Source organism: Paenibacillus sp. LPE1-1-1.1 (assembly GCF_040676435.1).
Taxonomy (GTDB): Bacteria; Bacillota; Bacilli; order Paenibacillales; family Paenibacillaceae; genus Pristimantibacillus.
The window spans coordinates 156981-179000 of the sequence record NZ_JBEGHY010000045.1 but is presented as its reverse complement, the minus strand read 5'-3'; the positions used below and the strand labels follow the sequence as shown (position 1 = coordinate 179000).

The following is a 22020-nucleotide window of genomic DNA, read 5'->3' as shown; positions in this document are numbered from 1 at the left end:
TATAATTACTAGCTATTTGTTGTAATTTTTAAAGACTACTTTCAACTTTGGCATACCAGCCTTCTTCAAAATAATCGCAACGGCGGTTCATCCATTGCGGATGCATGCAGGCAAAGCTATGATGGAAGAAAGGAAACGGAGGCCACAACTATGAATTTCCCTCCCATTCACATGGATCATATGGATGTGAAGATCCCTTTTGGCGATCTGATGCTGAACATCCTTTGTGAAATGGTTTTTTAACATAAAGTTGAAAATATTTTAGGGATTATCTAATATTTTCATAGAGGAGGCGATTCTTTATGGAGCTTGAGTATCATCCGCACCTAGTGCCGAATATCTTTCTATTCGTCGATCGCAGATGTTATCCGGATTGGACGATCCAAAAGACGAGAATCGGTTTCCACGATCTCACGTTCGTAGTTGAGGGCAAGGCCAGCTATTACATTAACGGAGAGAAATTCACCGCCGAGGAGGGAGATCTTATCTACGTCCCTGGTGGCAGCGTTCGGGAAGCCCACACATTTAAGGAGACCCCGATGCATTCCTATCCTTTCAACTTCTTCTGGGCTGAACCGCATAATCATATCCGTCTGCCGTTCGGGGTCGTAACGAAGAATGTGATCACCAAAGAGATTCTTGGCTATATCCGTGAATTCAACCAGGTGTGGATGAGTAAACAACCATTCTATATGATCCAAGCGCGGGCTTTGTTCGAACTCATCCTATACCGACTGCTCAGCAACTATAACCGGCGATCAGCAACGCAAATCGATCCGCGGATTAAAAAGCTGATCGCATTCATTACAGACCATTATTCTGAAAATATTACAATTGGCGAATTGGCGGAAAGGGTAAACCTTCATCCCGTATATTTAGGCAAGTTATTTAAACAAAACACCGGCTCGACCTACAAAGAATATGTTAACCGCATTCGCATCAACAACGCCGAAATGATGCTGTCGGCGGGTGACTTTACGGTGACAGAAGCCGCTGAACGCTGCGGCTTTTACGATATTTCCTATTTCAGCAATGCGTTCAAGGAAATGAAGGGCTACTCTCCTTCTGCCGCTAAGAAACAATAATAGAACTATGATTTCACAGGTAATAAATGAACGATCGGCAGGTTGTTGTCATGAAATGAAAACGCTACACTTAAGGTGCATCGGGGGTGATCGATACTTCAAAGAAGCTGATCATCCTACCGGCTTCATCTCCGGCAGCTTAATTCGAATAACGAACTTTAGCCCATTGAGCTCGCTCCTAGAAACAAATAAACCGATGCCATCCCCATACGTTAAGAGAATTCGACGAAGAATATTGATCTTGCCCGTTATTTCATAGGATTCGGCCGTGCCAGCCAATCTACTTTTTAACGCTTCGATTTCGTTATCGTTGATGTTCCCATTATCCTCAACGATAACTAACGCCTCGTCCTGCTTCATCTCGAAAGATACGCGAAGCAGTCCGTCCGCCGGCATCTTCTCGAGGCTATGCTCGTAAGCGCTCTCAATGATCAGACGAACAGTCAATCTAGGTACCAACATCTGCCCCATTTCCTTGGGCAAGTCATTAAATTCTACTCGTAGTCGTCTCGAAAATCTGAAATCTTGAATCTCTGTATACAAACGGCTGTGCCTTATTTCTTCTGACAGCAATACGCTGTCTTCCCCATTACGGGTAACAAATCGAAAGTACTCGCCAAGTAAATTCGCGAACCGTTCGATTCTCTCGAAGTCTCCGGTTTTCGCCAAAGCGTTTAAAATAAAAAAGCTATTATACATAAATTGCGGGTTCATTTGAGATTGAAGCTGTTTAAGCTCCGCCTTATTCATCATTAGCTTTTGTTTATGGTCCTGATCGATAAGCGTTTGCATCTGTAGAAGCGCCTGGTTAAATTTGTTATACAAAAACCCAAACTCGTCCTTTTTTTCGTGCTCAATCGGCGTAACCGGCGCGCCTTCTTCCATTTTTCTAAAACGCTGAACGAGAAGCTGCATTGGTTGATAGACGAGCTTATAAGAAGAATAGGAATAGCTCACCACGGCGACAATGGACGCGAGGGAAAATAGCCAAGCCCATAAATTGAATTTTCTCATCGTTTTTTTTACCTGTTCTTCAGGGACATACGTAACGACGGAAAGTCCTTGTTCATCGTATGATGCTTGATATAATTGATAACTCCTGCCTTCGACTAGATTGGCTTCTTCATCGCCGGACAATGTAAAACCTAACGCTTCGGATCGTAAGAAGACTCGGCTTTCAGGATATAAATTGACTTGATGCAAGGATTCCTGCAGTTTTTCCATATCTAATTCAATCTGAACAATGTACAGCGGCTCCACTCCATTTTTCCCGCCAAATTTAGCACTGCCAAGATGAAGGGAATCGTTCCAGTTGATCAGTCGACTTTTATTTTTGCCTGCATTGTGCAGAAAATAATCAAACTTTTCATAATCATATGTACTGACGCCATTCAGGGTTGAGACGGTTTTATTTAAGAAGTTACAATGAATAAATATATCTTTCGTGTATGTACTATTGTTTTTAATGGAAGTTAGCCGATTCAACACCTCATTCATGCTTTGGCTTTGCTCGATCCTATCCATCTTGTCCCATGCGACAGCTATTTTATTCAAATCGATATCCTGAAGCATATCGAGCTGTTGAACTTCCAACCATTCGATTTCGCGATGCAAATCCTTTATATAGGAAGACAACTGAGCCGGCGTATTTCTGGAAATTTCTTGGCTTGCATTTGAATAACTCCAGGTATACATATACAAGCCTAGAATTATAATGGGAAAAGTTACGAAGAGAGAAGTAAATAATAGTCTCGTAAGAATTGTTTTTCGCAATAAATGAACCGAACCTTTTCTATATCGATTCCACCTAGTTTTCAATTTCTTTCAGCACTTTCTTAATCGCTTGAACTGCAACAGCGAAGCGTTTGGCTCCGCCTGCCGGCAGGTTATAACCGGGGGAATCGGGCTCAAGGGTAGAAAAGTCCGTATAATTTTCGAGATGGGGTTCGAGTGATAAAAAACCTTCATATCCCCGATTATGCAATGCGTGAAGAATCTCTCTTACGTTGCCGTCTCCTTCTCCTGCCGGCACAACGTGACCACCGTTTCTTAAGGCGTCTTTGATATGCACATACTCGATATCGTTCTTAAGCAGTTCATAAGCGTCCGGATAATTGGTAACGCCGCATTGTACAAAGTTGGCAAAATCAAATATGCCTCTCACATGATCGGAACGCAACGATGCCAGAAGATCCAGACAACGTTCAGCCGTATCTCCATATATTCCACTTTCGTTTTCGTGAAGGAGAATGACGTCATTTTCTTCCGCGAATTCAGCAAACTTCGCCCATCGATCAATCACGTCGGTTCGATAGGTTGATGGATCTTCCACTCTTGGAATATAAAAACTAAACATCCTTATATACTTGCATTCCATAATTTTGGCAATCTCCACCGTATGCTTGAAAAGCTCGAAATGGGGTTCAAAATCATCCGTAATCTTGATTTTCCCTATCGGAGACCCTACTGCCGACAGCTTGAACCCTCTTCCGTCGATTTGCCGCTTAATCTCGCGTATTTCGTCCAAGCTATAGGAAACGAGCAGTTTCCCGTTTACTCCTCTCATTTCAATGTACTTAATCCCATGCTCATCCAATACGTCCATTTGAGTTGTTAAATCAGAATCAATTTCATCAGCAAACGCGGATAAAATAAATGTACTCATTGAAACATCCCTCTCTCGCAGTAAATAGAATCCATTTCATTCCAGCAACTTATCGCAGCTGTAACGATAGGAAGGAAACAGTCCCCGCATACGTTTCGGGGACTGTTTGATACACTAAATTAAATCTTATTTTTTCCACACCTCATCAATCGCCGTTTGGAAAGGCCCTTTATATTTCTCGACGACGGTCGATACCGAAATTCCTTCCTGAATTTCCCCGGTAAGCTCGTAATAAGGCATGGACGGATATCCATTATTAATATCGACCACTTTAATGCTCTCTCCGGCCATCTTTGCATTATTGATATCGTCCTCGTTGCTGAATAACGCTTCAAGTGAGGCTTGTTTCGGATATTCGTAGATTGAATCAATATCGTTGATCTTCTCATAGAGGTATACCAATTGCTCCGGATGTTCGACTGCACTAGGAATCGTCAAGTAGTTTGGTATTGTGTTGGAAGAATGATATTGTGTAGCGCTAGGCCCTTTGGGGAAAGGCAGGAAACCGATGTCATGATCTGGCATATCTTTTTTGAAACCATCCATTTCATAATCCTGGCCTGCATACATCAACGTGTTGCCTTGGCGGAAAAATTGACCGGGCTCGGTCCAATCTCCACCTTCCGTAGGTCTGGCGATGTCCTCGGTTGCTAGTCGAGATAAGAAGTTCAACACTTCTATCGTTTTGGGGTCCTCGAGGTTTTGCTTATCCTGGGCGACCAGATTCGCTTCATTCGACGCCATGGCCGGTACAAGAAGCGAATCGCTGGCAAGCCCCCATGTATCCAGCTTCCCATCGTTATTCGTATCTTTGTTCGCCTCTTTAGCAACCTGAATGAGCGTCTCCCAATTCCAGTCTTCTTCATTCACATATTCCTGCAATGGCTTGAGGCCCAATTGATTCATCAAAGTACGGTTATAGAAAAAGCCGCCTGAAGCACCGTTGATGCCTGTCCTGAAACCGTAGCCTCTGCCTTCGTATTGAGAGTATTCGTTCGTATATTGCTGAATAAATACTTTCTCGTTTTTCGTGTATTCATCGACCGGCCAGAACAAGTCCTGATTGACCAGCGTTGGAATCATCCACGGTCTGGCTACCCGGATAATATCGCCTAGCGGCTCTCCCGCAACCAGCGAAGCCGTTACCTTATTCTGATATTCTCCGTAATCGACAACGACGTATTCTATTTTAAAATTATGTTTCTTCATTAACGCGTCCAAATTTCCTTTCTTCTTGATATTATCCGGATTGTCTTCCAAAATCGACTCGTCGTACCAAGAGACCCATTTGATCGTACGGCCTCCCATATCGAAGTCCATTTCAGGCGTGCCGCTCACTTCTTCTTCAGTCGATTCGTTACCATCGGTTGAATTTGACGCGGCAGGCGTGTTCTCGGCATTTTTGCCCGCATTGCCGGTTCCATTCTTAGTCGCACCTTCGCCTGAACCACCGCTGCATGCCGCCATGAGCACCAAAACCAGAGTACAGAATACCAGCATGGACTTGCGCAACCTCATGTAAATACCCCCTTAGGATTTGGCTACACCAAAAATGTAACGCTTTCAAAAAACCTTCTTTTTACTTCCAATGGTTGCCGGTTCGCGTAAGTTTTTAGAAGCCGGGAAGTCCGAAGCGATGCAGCTACCATATACAAAATGATATAATTCCTCATGTAAACTAACCATAGAGGGATTAAATACTTTTTGTAATTATTCAATATAAATAACAACCGACTGCTTGACCCCTTTTGTGTCGAAATTGCAGCTTGGCTCAAGAGCATTTTTCAAAGTCAGGCCAACATAACCGTCAATCATCTCTTGCATTCCAATTTGCCATCGCGAAATGTATGCGCTTCATAATGTCAAAAAATAGACCGAATTATGACAAGATAATTCGGTTTCATAGCCATCAACCTTCATGCAAAGCCGCTATCCCAAAAATCGCCAACGAGGCCTTCGATGATACTTCCGCTCGCCCACGGCATCAGACAGAACCAGGTGCTCGCCGGAGAGCCGTCGCTGTATTTCTGTGTAAGCAGTCCCTCCGAATGGCAGAATCGCTCCGACATCCATCCCCTCCTGCCGTAATCGAATTCAAGGTCAAACCGGTTATAGGTTTGGCATCCCCAACCGACCGTATCGAGCATGCGCTCTCTCACATAGGCATCATCGGTTTGCTCGACATAATAGAGCAGTTCGTCCACGCTATTGTTCGACATCGGATGAATATGGGGATTAGACACGGAAGTGACGCTTCCACCGCTGCTCGACCAGCCTATTCGACTGAGCGGAGGTACTTTGATAGGAGAATTGTAGACGAACTTGAAGGTGGATTCATAGCAGATGGCATCCCTCATATTGTCCAAATAGTGTTGCTCTCCCGTCATGGCGTGCAGATAACGGACGGCTTTAATATAAGCCAATATCCCTTCCGAATCGATGGTTTTGTCCGTATCGAGCGGTGCTCCGTAACATTCCATCCGTTTCACGAAGCGGTTATAATAGTGGGCTTCGCTTAGCCGCAGGCTCTCGAGGTGCGAGTGCTCTTCCGTTAACCAGCAGTAATAAGCCAGAGCGGTCATAGCCCACGCCCCGCCAAATGAATCGTATTCCAGACCGGCGCCCGTTTCTTCGGACAAAATATATGGATATTCGCCATCCGTATTTTTGGTTCGCTCCATTTGCATAAGCACCCGATGTACGAAAGGCAGCCATTCGTCATGCGTACATGTTTTCAGCCGCTTTTCGTATTCGTAAGCTTTCAAGATGTAGTACATGGCTTGACATGCCAAATAAGAAGAATGACCGGGCGTATGAATGCCGTCGAACCACCAGCCCTTAATGCTCCATTGGCCGTTGCCGTAGGTCTCATACGGCAGCCCAGAAGCCGGATTGATCGAATTTTCCACGATGTTGGTTATGCAGGAGAGCGCCTGTTGCCGCATGTCTTCGTCGTCAAGCCTCAGTGCGGCTATCAGAACGGGTGTGGCCACGGACAAGCCGTTCGTCCAGCTGATCGAAAATAGCTTGTTGTACCGGAACTTGCCGGAGCCGGGCTCATCCTCAAAGACAAAGCCGGAATAACTCAATTCCTCCGGCAGCCATGCATATTGGGACACAGCCTTCGACAGATCGGCAGCGGCAATTTGCACGGCACTGCCCTTTCTCGGCTTCTCGTGATACCGGTAATAAATCTGTTCCAAAGCCGCGTTGATGCCGAGTGGCGACTCGGCTTCGTAATCGTAGATGTCTATCTCGAAGCTTACGCTTTCGCCCGCCGCGAGCTCAAAGACATTTTCCGACAGAGGCGCCCTTTCCGCAACCTGCTTGGACTTGATGAACATCCACGGCGCATTCTCGTAACCAAGCGTATAGCCGACTGTCCCTTTGGACAACGAGCAAGTGAATCCCCCATATTGATAGAACTCCCCTACTTTGCCCGGCATCCATTGCTGCTTGGTTCCATTCTTGAGCATAAAATACGGACTGGCGCAAATACCCGTAATTCTGCCGGAGTCGTAGACAAGAGCCGCCGGATGAGACAAACGGTCGCTCCTTGTCATCCACCAGGAAGACGAAGGGCGGGAAGAATGGCCCTCTCGCAGCCTTGGAAACTCGTTCAATACATTCTGGGGGCTTTCGCCGCGATTTCTGCCATACATAAATGCGGGAAGGAAAAAGCGGGGATTCGTTTTGGCGAAAGGAAGCTCCACGCGGATCACGCCGCTCCAGACTTCACGGTTATCATTACGTACAATTAAGGCAGCCCGGTAAGGCTGGTCGGGACTTCCGATGCCGCCGCTAACATCAACCGTTGCGCTTAATCCGTGGATGGAGAGTTCCGTATAGTCCATATTCTGCTTCTGCTTGTTTCGTGCCGATATGACGACGTTCATCACATAATCCTCCGATCTCGCTTGGAAGCCGACTCTCCATTACCGCGAACGGAGAATCGGTTTCACCTTCTGCGTCTTACTTCTTCTCAGCTTGGAACACTTTGAGCTTCTCGTCCATAACCTCTTGGCCGCCAATTTTCATATAATCCTGAACTTCTTTGTCGTACACGCTATCGAAGTCAGCCGGCTTTGCCGTAATGGCCTTGACGAAAATTTCGTCGGTTTTCTCCTTAAGCGTCACCGCGTACTTGATCTCGGATTCGACCGGCGTACTCACATTCGGGATGAGAACGCCGTCGGACGAACCCAACTCGATACTCGAAATCGTAAAATCTTTAAATTTCGGGTCGGACGCGTTCGCGGCGATGTTCAATTCTTCATCCGTCGTGCTGACGTATTTGCCGTTGAGGATGATTGCATAATCCGAATAGTTGTACAGAGTATTTTTGGCTTCATCGTTATCCAATGTTACCGGGATACCGTCCTGCATTTCGTAGGATTTGCCTTCCGTGCCGTTCTGAAGGGCGATGAAGTTTTCCGGCTGCGCCATCCAGTCCAAATATTTCACGACGGCTTCCGCGTTTTTGCTCGATTTCGGCACGAACATATGCAATCCGTTCGGCGAATATAGTGGCTTAGGATGCTTCCCGTCTGGCGTGGAGAAAGGATCGATCGGGACAAGGTTGGCTTTGGGATCCGCTTTGTAGACTTCTGCCAGATACGCCTGGTAGACCGGCTCGTTCGTATTGGCGGTACCCGCCCCAACCAAGCCGTTGATCAGATCCTTTTGGAATTTCTGAGGATCCTTGTTCATCGTCAGCGGGAAATCCGGGTCGATTAACCCTTCGTTGTACATTTTGTTCAGGAAGCGCAGCGCTTCCTTATGGCCCGGCATCAGCCATTCAGGTGTCGCGTAAAGGACTTCATCCGAAATTTTATCCCACTCCCAGAACGAGTACATAAGCGGTTTCATATGGAAGGGGTCGATATTGCTGTACGGTATGACGTTCGCTCCGGATTTGCCGGGCTGCTTTTCCTTAAACGCTTTCAACGTATTGTAGAATTCCTCCGTCGTCTTCGGTACCGGCAAGCCGAGCTCGTCCAGCCAGTCCTGACGGATAAGCGTCGTGCTCTGAGGCAGCAATACGCGGCGCGCCGGAATCGTGTACTGTTTGCCCTCGAACACGCCGTATTTAAGCACGTCTTCGCCCAGAACCGTTTTTAAATTTTGACCGTATTTCTCGATCAGAGGACCGAGATCGGTCAATCCGCCGCTTCTCACATAGTTCTGCACGGTCGGGTTGTCGTACGTGTATACGAGATCCGGCGCTTGGTTCGAGGCCATCAGCACGTTCAACTTTTCGACTTCCTGCGTCCGCGGAACGGTTACGAATTCGACCTTGATGTTATTGGGGTCGCCGAAGTTTTTCTGAATGTATTGCGTCATGAAGTTGTCCGTAATCGGCGGCGCCCCCGTCGGCGTATTGTTGCGGTCGAACAGCTCGATGCGGAGCGTAATGGGATCTCCCTTAGGCGCTCCCGTCTCTTCTCCAGACGTATTGTCCGGCGATTGGTTTCCTTCGTTGCCGCTTGAATTGCCGCCGCTGCAGCCCGATAGCGCGGCCGTCATAAAGATAACGGCCAGAAGGAAACCGATGTACCATCTGCTTGATTTGGCGATGAATTTCATCATACCTCTCCCCTTTTTCAAAAAATTGGATTGCTTATATAGTAACTCCCGGCATAACGTGCCCGACGGAAGAGACTACCGTGCCTATATTGGATATTATCCCTTAACGGCTCCGATCATCATCCCGGATACGAAGTAACGTTGCAGCCACGGGTATACCAGCAGAATCGGAACAGTCGCGAACATAATGGACGCCGCCTTAAGGCTTTCGGGCACCGGAGCCGTCGTGCTTAGCCCCTCGGCGATGTCGGCGACCTGGCTGTTCATGACCATCTCGTACAAACGCAACTGCAGCGGATAGAGCTTCGAGTCGGTGATATAGAGCAGCGCATCCATAAAACCGTTCCAGCGGCCCACTGCATAGAACAGGCTTAACGTCGCTAACACCGGCAACGAAAGCGGAAGCACAATACCGAACAATATACGGTAATGACTTGCGCCGTCCATACGGGCGGATTCCTCGAGCTCTACCGGGATGGAAGAGAAAAATGATTTCATAATCAAGAGATAAAAAGCGTTGACGGCGCCCGGTAATACTAATGCCCACACGGAATCCAGCAGGTGCAAATTTTTAACCAGCAAATATTCCGGGATCATCCCTCCGCTGAAAAACATCGTCATTACGATTATAAGCAGGAATAGATTTCGTCCCCTCAAATTCGATTTAGTCAAAGGATAGGCGGCCATTACGGTCATCGCCATGGAAATCGCCGTAAATAACAGCACCAGAAATACCGTGAACGCTAGAGACCTAAGCATCTGCGTGTTTCCGAACACGGCCTTGTACGCCGTCATATCCATCTCCAACGGAATCAGGGTTACTTTGCCTGCGAGGATCGCGCTGTTGCCGCTTAGCGAGAGCGCCAAAATATGGAGCATCGGCACTAAGCAGAACACGCCGGCGATCGTAATGATACCGATAATAAAGGCGTCCAAAAGATTTATTTTGCGATTCGCAAGCTTTGCTGCGTGTTCCATGCTTTTCATGTCCTCTCCTCCTTACCAGATGCCTTGGTCATTTACTTTGCGGGATATAAAATCGGCAGTTAGCAGAAAAATCAGGCCGACAACCGCCTGGAATAAGCCGATCGCCGTCGCGATTGTGTACCTGGCCGACTGGATCCCAATACTGTATACGTAAGTGCTGATCACCTCGGAGACGTCGGTCACGAGCGGATTGCTGAGAACGAACGGGCGATCGAATCCAATGCTGGCCATGTGCCCGATGTTAATGATTAACAAAATAATAATGGTCGGTTTGATGCCGGGCAGCGTAATGTGCCAAATTTTCCGCATTCGATTGGCCCCGTCCACTTCCGCGGCTTCATAGAGGTCCTTATTGATCCCCGTTAAAGCGGCTAAATAAATGATGGTCCCCCATCCGGCGCTTTGCCAAATCCCTATACCGAGATAGGTCAACACCCAATACAAGGGCTCCGTCAAAAACGGGATCGCTTCCATTCCAAAATTTTTGAGCACCGTATTCACGATACCCGTATTGGTCGCAAGCAACTGGATCGCCATGCCGCCTATAATTACCCATGATATAAAGTGCGGGAGATAGAGGATCATCTGTGCCCCCTTCTTGAACCATTTCAGGCGCAATTCATTTAAAAGGATGGCCAAAATAATCGGAATCGGAAAGCTGATGACGAGATCCAGCAGGTTCAGCAAAAACGTATTCCTCAGCGCGCGATAGAATCCATCCATTTTAAATACTTCTTGGAAGGTCTCGAACCCTACCCATGGACTCGCCCAAATTCCATTAAAGATGTTGTAGTCTTTAAATGCGATGACGACTCCGAGCATAGGTACATACTTAAATGTTAGAAAATACAGCACGGGGAGCAGAAGCAATGTGTAGAGCTGCCAGTCGCGGACTAGGGCCAGTACCTTCCATCGTGATGCTTCCCGGGCGTTAGGCTTCGTTGAGATCGCCATGGTCACCCTCCTTCTAATTATTCATCGCTCCATGTATGTTCGAGCGCTCCTTACACGTCATAATGTATCATTCGGGATTGCTCGATGTACATTTACATGATTTTTGGACTTAATTCCAGGTCTACTGCGGAATTAGTGGCATGCTTAACCTGGTTTTACGGCTTAACTTCAAAAAAAAAATCTGCTGGAAACCAGCAGATTTCAACTCATTAACGTTGTAACCGATAAATATTCCTATACTCGCCCGGCGGGAACTCGAACTGCTTTTTGAAGGCGCGGTGAAAGGAAATGACGTGCGTATACCCGACCTTTTCCGCGATGGATTGAATCGATTCATCGGTTTCCACCAGCATGCGGCGTCCGTGATCGAGACGAATCCTCATGACATAGTCAATGAACTTCTCTCCGCTCTCCTCCTTGAACAGAATGCTGGCATTGCTGACGGGCAGCCCGAACTTATCGCAAACGCTGGAGAGAGATAAATCGGGGTCCGAATAATGATCATCGATATAGGCTTTTATCCGCATCGCAATGGCATGGTTGCTGGAGCTTTCGCGTTCTACCTTGAGATCGACCGCCAGATCGTTCAAGGCGGCGACCAGTTCGGCATTCAGCTCTCCAAGCGTTTCCGCTTTGTCTGCCATCGCATTGAACCGATCGCGATAACTTTCATGCCAAGCCCGCTTCAATTCAGGCGATATGCTGCAGATCTCCTTCTCTAAATACTGGGTGATACTGGCGGCAAGACTCGTGATCTCCATTCTGCCCATTTTTCTCAGCTTCAACTCTTCGATGATTCTCGATAATTTGTTTAGCCATTGCCCGTCTCCTTTCAGATATAGATGTACCAGCTCCGGGATGGAGCCGAATGACGAATAAGCGTTATTATCCGACTTAGCCGCTGCTTTCTGGTTATCGATCACGGCGTTCGTACCGAACACTACCTTGTAAGATACGTTGTTGATGGCATTTCGGTACGACTCCGCGATCGTCTCCATCGTATCGGATACGGCGCCGATTCCTATAGACACCGTTATCTGCAGATTGTCGTGAATCCAGCTTCTATAATCCTCGCATAACCGGAAGAGAGCGTCAGAATACGGCTTGTGGGGTTCCGTCAGAAACAAAATAAAAGTCATCTGCTGCGGCTCCGTCCAGATATGGCTCTGAGGCATTCCGCGCTCCTGCGCAAGCTCTCGAAAGGCGCTCTCGAGGAAATATTTCAGCAAATGCTGATCGCTTGGCTTGTACGTCTCGACAAATGATGGATAACGGTCGATTTCGATCGATACGACGCCAATCCGATCATACTCGCCAGGGAGACCGATCGGACCGGCTTTCTGTTGCCATTCGGCATCGTTCATCGTTCGATGGCCTTCAAGCAATTCCTGTAACAGGATACGCTTGCGGTGAAGCGTATCTGCCTCATGGAGGCTATCGTAATCAACTGATTTTGCGAGCAATTGGTCGATCGCGGATTCAATGAAATTAAACTCGTTGAGGGGCTTTTTAATTCCAAGTACACCGCTCTTTCTTGCCGTATACCTATTGATTTTCTCGACCAAAGCCTGAATCGGCTTATAATGGACATGAGTAATAATCGTAAACCAAACAAGTGCCAGCACGATGATGACCATGACCAATATGACCCATGCATTGGAAAGAAGAGACAGCGCGGAGTACCCTGCGGCATTGACGCTGTCGGCGTAATAGGTCCAGCCCGTATATTCCGATACCGCGCGTAGACGCGAGTTGGTCGGGCTTTCTTTCGTCGTTTGGAACACTCGATTCTCCGCGTCTACGATATGGACGGTTCCGCGATCCTCTTGACTGTACTGATTGAGCGATTCCATAAGTGAGCTGACATAGACGTTAATCACCATGGTTCCCTTCTGGTCCTTGGAATATGGGAACACTTTAACGATCGATACGACCTTCTGCTTGTTGCGATCAATCGTCGACAACGTATAATCGCGGGGCGATGTCCATTCGGAACGCATCGGCTCGGTGTAAGACTCGGACAGAAAGGTCTTGTCGGCAAAAACATCCAAATTATAGGCATTCGAATCGGACAGAATGCGCCTGTTCGCTTCGTCGTAAAGATAAATTGAACTGGTGAGCGGCAAGGATGATTTCAGATCAAGCAGCTTTTCTTGAATGATGTAATGATCGTAGATGGTTTTCGGCCGATCGGAGAAAAAATCCTTAATCGATCGGTCGGTAATCAAAGCGCTGACCGCATTGCGCTCAATCAGTTTCAGGTTGGCCTCCGTATTTTGCATGATTTGTTCGACGATCGCCTTATTCGTCTCGATGTATCGATTTTCCGTTGCATGGTTCAACGTGGTGAAGAAGACAACGATGACGGATGATATGACGACAAAAAAGATGGGCGTATAAGACAACATCATACGGTAATACCAGTTCATCCTCATCCTGATCCCCTCAGTTCCTCAAAATACTTTTCTCTAACCTTCCAATCCTCCCCAGCCAATTTCCTGAGAGATTCGTTTTAAGAACATTATAATACTAAAGCGTTTTCATGATCTATGTGTATTTGAAGCAATATTTGTAATTATTAAATAGGCTGACACCGTAACTCAAGCAGCGGAACGATGCGGTTTCTACGATTTATCGTATTTCAGCAACGTATATAAGTCATTGAATTACTTTTTACCTCCAAATAAGTAGATATATGCCATAAAAATAAGAGAAAATAGTATAGAAGTCTTATTCAAAAAACGGAGTCCGCAAACATGCGCGGCTCCGTTTTGATGGAATGATAGGCATATGTCGATCTAATGGATCTTTCGATTGTGCGAATCAGGAATGCCTGACTTTCGGAAAAAGTACGTATTCACGACATCCCGCCATTCCGCCGCATGCTCGGACTGCTCCTTAAGCCACGCTCGTGAAGCGGTTTACATCGATTTTACCATCCAGCCCTTTCCATTGCTCCACAAGTCCTTCGTGAACATTTTCAATGCCCACAGCGACCGGGTGCATATGGCCAACCTTGCACAAATGGTAAATGTGCTCCAATCGGTTATTCTAACTGAAGGAGACGAGATGATACTTACTCCCACTTATCACGTATTTGATCTGTTTAAGGGGCATAAGAATTCCACGTTAATTGAAAGCTACGTACAGCAGGACCTTACGGGGACAGAGGAGGCTTCCGTCCCCTCACTGCACGTTAGTTAGTGCCTCCGAGAGAGTTGATGGCAGAATTCATGTAACGGTTGTAAACCTGTCGGCAGACGAGCCTCGACTGGCACAGATCATGCTTGAGGGAAAGGCGTTCTCTTCCGCCTCTGTTCACTTGATCAGCGGCGATATGAACAGCCATAACCGATTCCGGCAGCCTCCTCAAGTAGAAATTAAAACGATGCCGGATATAGTGGTAAAGGACAATTGCTTTTCAATTAATCTGCCCGCCTGTTGTGTTGTAGAAATCATCGTAGAGTAGCAGCCGTGGTTTACTTAATGAATAAGCCGCTCGATCATGAGCAGCTTCTTTTATATGGAACGATCCCTATTCTTCCGTTGCCCATCCCGAACCCGCGATTGGCCTTCCATTCCCTCCCGTTATGCAATTTCTTACAATTATCCGCCTGGTCGTTCTAACGGTTGCGACAATCCTCCTTGCTGGCTACTCGAATAATGACCCAGGAGGAAGCAACACCGAGACAGACGGAACGAATGTAGAGGTCAGTTCAGACCCGGTATTTTATGCGACCTTCATTTCCGCAGCGCAGACGATCATCGGAACAATCATCTCCGTGTTTTGTACGGCAATGCTGGCCTATACAATCAGCCGTCCTGAATATGCATTGAAAAAGTTTGTAACCATTACCTTCATTTTTACGATGTATTTCAGTGGCGGCTTGATTCCGAGCTACCTGCTGACCAAAGAGCTCGGCTTGCTATTGCGCAGGGCAATGTAACGATGGTTACGCCGACATCGGTTCGCGCGACGATGACGATCGTTGCCAGCGTGCCGATTATTCTGGTCTATCCGTTTCTGCCGGTTGAACCACGAACAGACCCAATCGATTTCGAGATTGGGTCTGTTTGTGGTTTTTGATTCCAACCACGTATGAGGATCCTACCTTGCATTTTTCACTTTAAAATAGATTTGATAGGGTTCATATCCGATATCCCGGATTCTCCTCAGCTCGATGACCGGGTTCTGATTTTTCGTCTTAAAGAAGAACCGCCAGCTTCCCCACTCCCGCTCGTTCTCCATCTCCACTTCGGAAGCGACGTCGCCATTCTCAACTACCAGCATTCTTTCCGTCTCGGACACACCTGCCAGCACCTCAGCTCCGTAACGGAAAGCACCTATATTCTCGTCATCGGGAAGCGGGATGAAGCGGATTCCTATGGGCAGGATGATACTGATCCTGTCTCCATCCTTCCATGTACGACGGATCTTATAGAACGTATTGCTGTTTGCAGTTCTTCCATGGAGCTCATTGTTGACGTATATGACTGCCTCCGACAGAATCCATTCCGGAATCCGGCAACTGATCGTAAACTCCTTCTGAGCGGACGAGCTCACGGTGAGATCATACTTTCGGTATGGAGGAATATTCTCATGACGTGCAGTCATCTCGCTCAACTTCTGATATCCCGCGGTGTTTGAAGAGGTTAGCATACTTCCGCTCATGTTGTCCCTGCGTTGGATGATCCGGAAGTCATCGCCGTCGATTTCCGCTTCCACCTCAGAATCAAAATATTGGCATACGTAAATATCGTTCCGATCCTTGTAGTAAATACTTCTGTTCCAGGCGGCGTTCGCCTGAACCATCGTGCCGTGACAGCAGAAGAAGCTTTCCGTCTCCGTACTCCAGTCCTTGCGCAATCCGGCCTTCATGGGAAGGAAATATGTCAGCAACCCTGTTCGGGGATGGGTATGCTGACTTCCGGTCAAGCTGTACTCCTGGTAATAGGATTGCGCCATGATGCCGTTGTACAGGTTGTATTCGATATATTGCGCGTAAGCCGGGTCGCTGGAATGCCTGAATAAAAACTCGGCCATACGCATCATGTTGTATACCGTACAATGCTCTTGATTTTTGTCCCCCAAACGAGCTTTCATTTTCATCTTCGGCATCCAGACTTCGCCGGCTGTCTGGCCGCCCGTCGCTAGATAACCTCTCTCCGTAACAGCGCAATTCCAATAGGCTTTGACGATATCCATCCATCTGTCTTCCCCGGTTACCTCATAAGCCCTCGCACAGCCCAGTACTTCTGGGATGGTCGTATTTGCATGCATATTCGTTAGCGGATCTTTTCCTTCCAGCAATGGCTGAAAGAGCCTTCTGCGATAATAACGCTCCAACAGCGTTTTGTATTTATCTTTGCCGGTTAGGTGTAGGAGCTCTGCCCAGACTTCAATCATGCCGCCAGTCTCCACGTCCAGAATGTCATCGAATTTTTCCCTGGAAAATTCCCCGCTCCATTCGACAAACCAGTCCGCGAAATTTTCCGCAATATCGAGCGCCTGTCGATTTCCGGCATACAAATACGCATCAACAAGTCCCATAAGAATCTTGTGAACATTATATTGAGGCGCCCAGATCTCTTTTCCGCTCGCGATCCAGTGGAGATATTTTTCCGGAATGGGACCGACCCACTTCCCCCCATTATCCTTTTGGCATGCTGACAACTCACTGATGATAATGTCGAGCTTGACTTTCAATTCGGGGTCGCCGGTCTCTTGATAGTGGAGTGCCGCAGCGGACATCCAGTGGCCAAGGAAATGGCCGCGAATCTGACAGACGGGCGTCTCCCAGCCTCCGTGCGCTCCTTTAGGAATTTCTCTGCCCGAGAATCTTCCTGCCTCCAGCTTGTAATTTAATAATAGATGATCGCTGTTCAGCTTCATCAGATACGCCCGGTTTGCATTTTCCCTGCGTTTTAATTCGCCATCGTGAACGATGACATGTTTCCCCTTCAGCTCAATCACGGCGTGATACCTCCAATCTAACTATACAGCCTTGCCTTGTCGACCAACCGGATGCCGTAACTCCAACGTCCCACTCCCTCAACTTATACGATTTGACTACAACAGTTTATCCTATGAAATTAAGTAAGGACTATAAACAAACTCAATCTGTTTTTTATAAAATTTCACACAATAATTGGAGGCCAGTTCGAGATGGGCACACTTGTCCGTTCTAGACCTTCATTGTTGCTTTTTCATGATCCGAGTTACCGTGCGTTCGGAGATCTACACGCCGCCATACTTCTTCATCTATCCTTAGACCGTCTTTCACTTGTACGTTCTCGTCATACAGGGGCTTTTTCATTTCGACACCTTCCTCCGATTTCGCTTCATTTCATCTATGTACTCTGAGTCTACTATTCAGTCTAGCTTCAAACCATTCCCGAATGACAGACGGGTAAAATGGTACGCACCTTTGTTCCACACGTTGAAATCATGAACACCGCCTTTGATCGAGACTTGGTAATACACATCGAGATAATCCCCTGCAATGTCCGCGAGCCCGTTGATCGATTGCCTGTAGCAATCGATCGATACGCCGTCGCGGAATCGCATCGATAACCGCCAAGGATCAGATTCAATGCTTGGCATGCCACCCATGGATAAACCCGCGATGGCCCTATGCGTACGGTTGTATTCGACTGCTTCCGGAGACGTCTCTCGTATATTCGCATACGTCTTGAATGCGGATTCAATGAAAGGGATCAAGTCGTATCTTAGCTCATAATCGAAATAGTAGAACCCAAGCATGTTGGTCCCTTCGGAATTGAAAGTTCGATCCGTCCAGTCATGCGAGCTTCTTCCATTCGGCATAACGGCAATGACCGGATCGATATCACGGTTCGCTACGAGTTTGTCTAACATATTGCACAAGATATGATTGCCGCCCTCACTCCCGCTTCCGCGTAACCATTCGTATTCGTCTCCGCCTACACCGTGAAGCAAGTACAACACATTGTAAAGGGTATCCGGATCACACTCGTCATAACCCGCTGGGAGATAGACACTGCAGGATTTCATGATCGCCTCTCCACTAACCGTGGCTCTTCCCGCTTCCCCGGCATCGATAGGGCGATCCGTCACGAATTGCCGCGACTGGTTAATATAATTATTTACCGGATAAGCAACCTCTCGAACTGTGCCTTGCTTCCTGCTGTACTGCAGATTTTTCATGCAGGCGATAAATCCTTGCCTGGATTAGATGCAGTTAGTGCGAGTGTCTATCAGCCTGAGGCTACTCCATTTGGCCCACTTGCAAAAACAAGAGAGCTATCACATGAGGAAATCCTGTCGACTATACGTGCTTTTGGCGACACAACGAGAAGAGCGATTGAAGCTGGATTTGATGGCGTCGAAATTCATGGGGCTCATGGATTTTTAATTCAAAACTTCTGGTCCCCAGCAACCAATAAACAGACAGACCACTGGGGGGGGAACCCTTGAGAATCGACTACGTTTTCCATTGGCAATTATTGAAGAAATCAAAAAGGTAATTGAAAAGCATGCTACAAAACCATTTATGTTAGGGTATCGTTTGTCCCCAGAAGAATCCTCTAAAGTGGACGGATTACGTATGGAAGACACATATAAATTAATTGATTTCCTTGTTGAACAAAATTTAGATTATATACATGCTTCATTAGATCATGTGTCTTCCAAGCCTATAAATAGTCAAGATGAGAAAACAAGGCTTGAATTAATTGATTCTTGAAAGAGCAAACGGTAAGGTACCTGTGTTGGCGGCCGGTTCCATTATCACACCAGATAATACTTGAATTAATTAGTATTCATGTAATCACTTATAGGAAATAATTTCCTATAAGTGAACTTATAGGAGGATAAAAATGGCCAGTATTGAAAAGCAAAGTAAAAACTCATATCGGTTAATTGTTGAAACAGGCTACGACAATGAAGGAAAACGTATAAAAAGATCAAAAAAAAACGATTAAAGCATCAGGCATAAGGGAAGCAGAAAAAGAACTAGCTAAATTCCAAGATGAAGTCGAAGCTGGTGAATATATTGCTCCGGAGAAAATGACTTTCAATAAATTTGTTGAAGAATGGAAAAGCAAATACGGAATCAAACATCTAGAAGATAAGACCCTCGAAAATTACAACCACTTATTGAAAAACCATATCTCCCCTGTCTTCGGTAACAAACGACTAGATGAGTTAAAACCCATTAATATTGTGAGCTTTATGAAAAATCTTGAATTAGACTAATTAATGAATCAAACGGTGCGTAAAAAGGCGCCGTTTTTTTTGTTCTTACATAGCTCCACATCTATTGCTGATGGGGACTCTTTTTTTAAACAACTTCATTAACAGTACATATTTATCCCCGCAAGTCGCAAACACAAGTTTTCATTTTTTATTTTTTCGTCCCCAATCCGTCCCCAAAGTTCAAAAAATTAATACTTTAATTTCTGCTTAGGACATTATAAAAACAAAAAAACCCTTGATTATCAAGGGTTTTGGAAGTTTGTATTTGGTGGAGCCTAGGGGGATCGAACCCCTGACCTCATCGCTGCCAGCGATGCGCTCTCCCAGCTGAGCTAAGGCCCCAAATGACGACAAGATTGATCTTAGCATAAGGTGCTAAGATCTGTCAATCTTTATCTATCATACTGTTGAGCGGATGTTTGGAGAGCAGGTTGTTGAGCTCCTTCATAAACATGTCGATATCTTTGAATTGGCGATATACGGATGCGAAGCGGACATAGGCTACCTCGTCAACCGGATACAGCTCATTCATTACGATCGAACCGATATCGCTGCTGTCGACTTCGGCGTGTGCCGTCGTGCGAAGCTCCTTCTCCACCTCGGATACGATAACTTCCAGTCGCTCTACGGGCACTGGACGCTTCTCGCAGGCCCGAATAAGACCTCGTAATATTTTGTCGCGGCTGAATTCTTCGCGGCTGCCATCCTTCTTGATGACGATTAGAGGCGTTTCTTCAATCATTTCGAATGTCGTGAAGCGGCGGCTGCACTTTTCGCATTCACGGCGGCGGCGAATCGATTTGTTCTCGTTGGCTGGCCTCGAATCTAATACTTTCGTGCCGGCATAGTCGCAGTATGGGCATTTCATGATGCGTTTGGCCTCCTTTCTACATCGAAAAGCCTTTGAAAATCAGCTCTTCAAAAATAATTTTAATTTCCATCAAATTCCTGTAATGAAGTTTTGATTTTTGCACATAATACTTTTACCAACCGCAAGGAGGTGAACATACATGAGCGCATCCCGCAGCAGTAACCAACTGGTAGTGCCACAAGCGACAGCTGCCCTTGATCAAATGAAATTTGAAGTTGCTCAAGAGCTAGGCATCGCGATTCCGCAAGACGGATACTACGGCAACATGGCTACAAAAGACGCAGGCTCCATCGGGGGATACATTACCCGTCGCCTAGTGCAAATTGCCGAGCAATCCCTTGCTGGTCAATACAAATAATGATTCATTAAAAGTTGTATGAATAACGGAAGCTTTGGCTGGGCCTGTCCACGAAGAGACGGGCCTCCAAGGCTTCATTGTATTTTCGAATCCGCAAATGCTCGTCCATCAGAAGGTCGGATATAAATCCTTATACTTATTATAATAGTAAATGACCCGCTGTACATAGTGTCTCGTCTCTCCAAAAGGTATTTCCTTCACCGATTCGATCGTTCCATCCCATACGCCGGTATCCAGCCATTTCCGAACATTACCCGGGCCTGCGTTGTACGCAGCAACGGCTGCAATCTTATTTTCATCGAATTGTTGATTCAAAGATTGTAAATACCATGAACCGACCTCGATACTGACATCTGCTCGATGACGAAGCATATCCTCCGTTACATCTTCAAATCCCGCCTTCTGAACGACCCACTTGGCCGTATCCGGCATAATTTGCATTAAGCCCAAAGCGCCCTTCTTCGAATCCTGGCCTGTCCGATAATTGGTTTCACTGCGTATGATCGCAGCAACCAAATGGGGTTCGACTCCGTAATTTGACGCGCTTGCCCGAATATCATCTTTAAATTTAACGGGGTACATCCATGCGGCAAGCCAGTCGGATTTTAGAAACAAAATAGTCATTAATCCAAGCAGCAGCAACAGCAATACTCTCTTCTTCAGCAGCACTCTCATGGCAGGCACTGGCTTTTCCAAAATTCGTCCAGCTGACGCTTCGTCTCCGCGAGTGAACCGCTGTTATCAATGACCCAATCGGCATTTCTTCGCTTTTGCTCGATATCCATCTGCAGTGAGACCCGGCGAACGGCTTCTTCTTCCGAAACATGGTTTCTTTCCATTAAACGAACCTTCTGCAATTCCGCAGGCACGTAAACGACCATTATTCCATCGTAGAGATGCTCCTGCTTGGTTTCATACAATAGCGGGATGTCCGCTACAATTAAACGTTCGGGATACTGCTCGGCATAGGTATGTATTTTTTCCTGCATGCGCGAGCGGATTGCCGGGTGCGTAATCGCTTCTAGCTTGGCAAGCGAGTCTTTGTCCCGAAATACAATTTCACCGAGTGCCTTCCGGTTGAGCGAACCGTCCGACTCGAGGATGGCTTGTCCGAACGTAGAGGCTATTGCCTCCAGTGCCGGTTCACCGGGAAGCACAACCTCTCTTGCGACTTGATCGGCATCGACCAGCAGCGCACCGCGTTCCACGAGCAAGCTCGCGATAGTGCTTTTACCGCTGGCAATACCGCCGGTTAATCCGATTTTCATCCATTTCACC

Annotated in this window: 19 protein-coding genes, 1 tRNA gene and 2 pseudogenes; 6 read left to right on the top strand and 16 right to left on the bottom strand. The window is 46.8% G+C overall.

Features of this window, described 5'->3' with window-relative positions:
- Positions 1-302: 302 nt before the first annotated feature.
- A complete protein-coding gene (locus MRBLPE1_RS29750; protein ID WP_364153107.1) occupies positions 303-1085 on the top strand; it encodes a helix-turn-helix transcriptional regulator in 783 nt (260 codons plus the stop codon).
- Between the two features lie 111 nt (positions 1086-1196).
- Here MRBLPE1_RS29750 and MRBLPE1_RS29745 read toward each other — a convergent pair whose 3' ends face one another.
- The 9 genes from MRBLPE1_RS29745 to MRBLPE1_RS29705 all read right to left on the bottom strand — a co-directional run bounded on the left by MRBLPE1_RS29745 (position 1197) and on the right by MRBLPE1_RS29705 (position 14138).
- A complete protein-coding gene (locus tag MRBLPE1_RS29745; protein WP_364153105.1) occupies positions 1197-2780 on the bottom strand; it encodes a sensor histidine kinase in 1584 nt (527 codons plus the stop codon).
- 112 nt (positions 2781-2892) lie between these two features.
- Positions 2893-3750, bottom strand: coding sequence for a sugar phosphate isomerase/epimerase family protein (locus MRBLPE1_RS29740; protein ID WP_364153103.1), 858 nt, complete (start codon positions 3748-3750; stop codon positions 2893-2895).
- A 126-nt stretch (positions 3751-3876) separates the two neighbouring features.
- Complete coding sequence (locus tag MRBLPE1_RS29735) at positions 3877-5268, bottom strand: ABC transporter substrate-binding protein (RefSeq protein WP_364153100.1); 1392 nt, start codon at positions 5266-5268, stop codon at positions 3877-3879.
- A gap of 398 nt (positions 5269-5666) precedes the next feature.
- Entirely contained in the window at positions 5667-7646 is a 1980-nt protein-coding gene (locus tag MRBLPE1_RS29730; protein ID WP_364153098.1) for a hypothetical protein, read from the bottom strand.
- Between the two features lie 76 nt (positions 7647-7722).
- Positions 7723-9339: an extracellular solute-binding protein gene (locus tag MRBLPE1_RS29725; RefSeq protein ID WP_414698939.1), complete on the bottom strand. Its 1617-nt coding sequence runs from the start codon at positions 9337-9339 to the stop codon at positions 7723-7725.
- A gap of 93 nt (positions 9340-9432) precedes the next feature.
- On the bottom strand, positions 9433-10323 hold the full coding sequence (locus MRBLPE1_RS29720) for a carbohydrate ABC transporter permease (RefSeq protein WP_414698938.1): 891 nt from the start codon (positions 10321-10323) through the stop codon (positions 9433-9435).
- Between the two features lie 12 nt (positions 10324-10335).
- Positions 10336-11277 (bottom strand): ABC transporter permease, encoded by a 942-nt coding sequence (locus MRBLPE1_RS29715; RefSeq protein WP_364153096.1) that lies wholly within the window; start codon positions 11275-11277, stop codon positions 10336-10338.
- Between the two features lie 209 nt (positions 11278-11486).
- Positions 11487-13712, bottom strand: coding sequence for an AraC family transcriptional regulator (locus tag MRBLPE1_RS29710; RefSeq protein WP_364153092.1), 2226 nt, complete (start codon positions 13710-13712; stop codon positions 11487-11489).
- Positions 13713-14075: 363 nt separating this feature from the next.
- Positions 14076-14138 (bottom strand): hypothetical protein, encoded by a 63-nt coding sequence (locus MRBLPE1_RS29705; protein ID WP_364153630.1) that lies wholly within the window; start codon positions 14136-14138, stop codon positions 14076-14078.
- A gap of 145 nt (positions 14139-14283) precedes the next feature.
- Here MRBLPE1_RS29705 and MRBLPE1_RS29700 point away from each other — a divergent pair, with 145 nt between their 5' ends.
- Both MRBLPE1_RS29700 and MRBLPE1_RS33205 read left to right on the top strand, forming a co-directional pair.
- The gene (locus MRBLPE1_RS29700; protein WP_364153628.1) at positions 14284-14481 is read left to right on the top strand and encodes an alpha-L-arabinofuranosidase C-terminal domain-containing protein; all 198 of its coding nucleotides are present in this window, start codon (positions 14284-14286) and stop codon (positions 14479-14481) included.
- Between the two features lie 521 nt (positions 14482-15002).
- A pseudogene (locus MRBLPE1_RS33205) lies at positions 15003-15206 on the top strand (carbohydrate ABC transporter permease); the annotation flags it as partial.
- A gap of 179 nt (positions 15207-15385) precedes the next feature.
- On the opposite strand, the gene MRBLPE1_RS29690 reads toward MRBLPE1_RS33205, so the two are convergent.
- From MRBLPE1_RS29690 to MRBLPE1_RS29680, 3 genes are all read right to left on the bottom strand, one after another.
- Positions 15386-17251 (bottom strand): beta-L-arabinofuranosidase domain-containing protein, encoded by a 1866-nt coding sequence (locus tag MRBLPE1_RS29690; protein ID WP_364153089.1) that lies wholly within the window; start codon positions 17249-17251, stop codon positions 15386-15388.
- A gap of 211 nt (positions 17252-17462) precedes the next feature.
- Positions 17463-17594 (bottom strand): hypothetical protein, encoded by a 132-nt coding sequence (locus MRBLPE1_RS29685; protein ID WP_364153086.1) that lies wholly within the window; start codon positions 17592-17594, stop codon positions 17463-17465.
- 56 nt (positions 17595-17650) lie between these two features.
- Positions 17651-18310: an alpha/beta hydrolase gene (locus MRBLPE1_RS29680; RefSeq protein WP_414698942.1), complete on the bottom strand. Its 660-nt coding sequence runs from the start codon at positions 18308-18310 to the stop codon at positions 17651-17653.
- A 129-nt stretch (positions 18311-18439) separates the two neighbouring features.
- Between MRBLPE1_RS29680 and MRBLPE1_RS29675 the strand changes: the two are divergent.
- Both MRBLPE1_RS29675 and MRBLPE1_RS29670 read left to right on the top strand, forming a co-directional pair.
- Positions 18440-19059, top strand: a pseudogene (locus MRBLPE1_RS29675) (NADH:flavin oxidoreductase); the annotation flags it as partial.
- A 265-nt stretch (positions 19060-19324) separates the two neighbouring features.
- Complete coding sequence (locus MRBLPE1_RS29670; protein WP_364153080.1) at positions 19325-19513, top strand: hypothetical protein; 189 nt, start codon at positions 19325-19327, stop codon at positions 19511-19513.
- Positions 19514-19779: 266 nt separating this feature from the next.
- On the opposite strand, the gene MRBLPE1_RS29665 is transcribed toward MRBLPE1_RS29670, so the two are convergent.
- Both MRBLPE1_RS29665 and nrdR read right to left on the bottom strand, forming a co-directional pair.
- A tRNA-Ala gene (locus tag MRBLPE1_RS29665) sits at positions 19780-19855 on the bottom strand.
- 43 nt (positions 19856-19898) lie between these two features.
- A complete protein-coding gene (gene nrdR / locus MRBLPE1_RS29660; RefSeq protein WP_308999348.1) occupies positions 19899-20381 on the bottom strand; it encodes a transcriptional regulator NrdR in 483 nt (160 codons plus the stop codon).
- A gap of 142 nt (positions 20382-20523) precedes the next feature.
- Between nrdR and MRBLPE1_RS29655 the strand changes: the two genes are divergently transcribed.
- A complete protein-coding gene (locus MRBLPE1_RS29655; protein ID WP_169085206.1) occupies positions 20524-20742 on the top strand; it encodes an alpha/beta-type small acid-soluble spore protein in 219 nt (72 codons plus the stop codon).
- A gap of 108 nt (positions 20743-20850) precedes the next feature.
- Here MRBLPE1_RS29655 and MRBLPE1_RS29650 read toward each other — a convergent pair whose 3' ends face one another.
- Positions 20851-21417, bottom strand: coding sequence for a lytic transglycosylase domain-containing protein (locus tag MRBLPE1_RS29650; protein ID WP_364153626.1), 567 nt, complete (start codon positions 21415-21417; stop codon positions 20851-20853).
- Entirely contained in the window at positions 21414-22010 is a 597-nt protein-coding gene (coaE, locus tag MRBLPE1_RS29645) for a dephospho-CoA kinase (protein WP_364153075.1), read from the bottom strand. Before coaE ends, MRBLPE1_RS29650 begins: the two co-directional genes overlap by 4 nt.
- Positions 22011-22020: the final 10 nt, after the last annotated feature.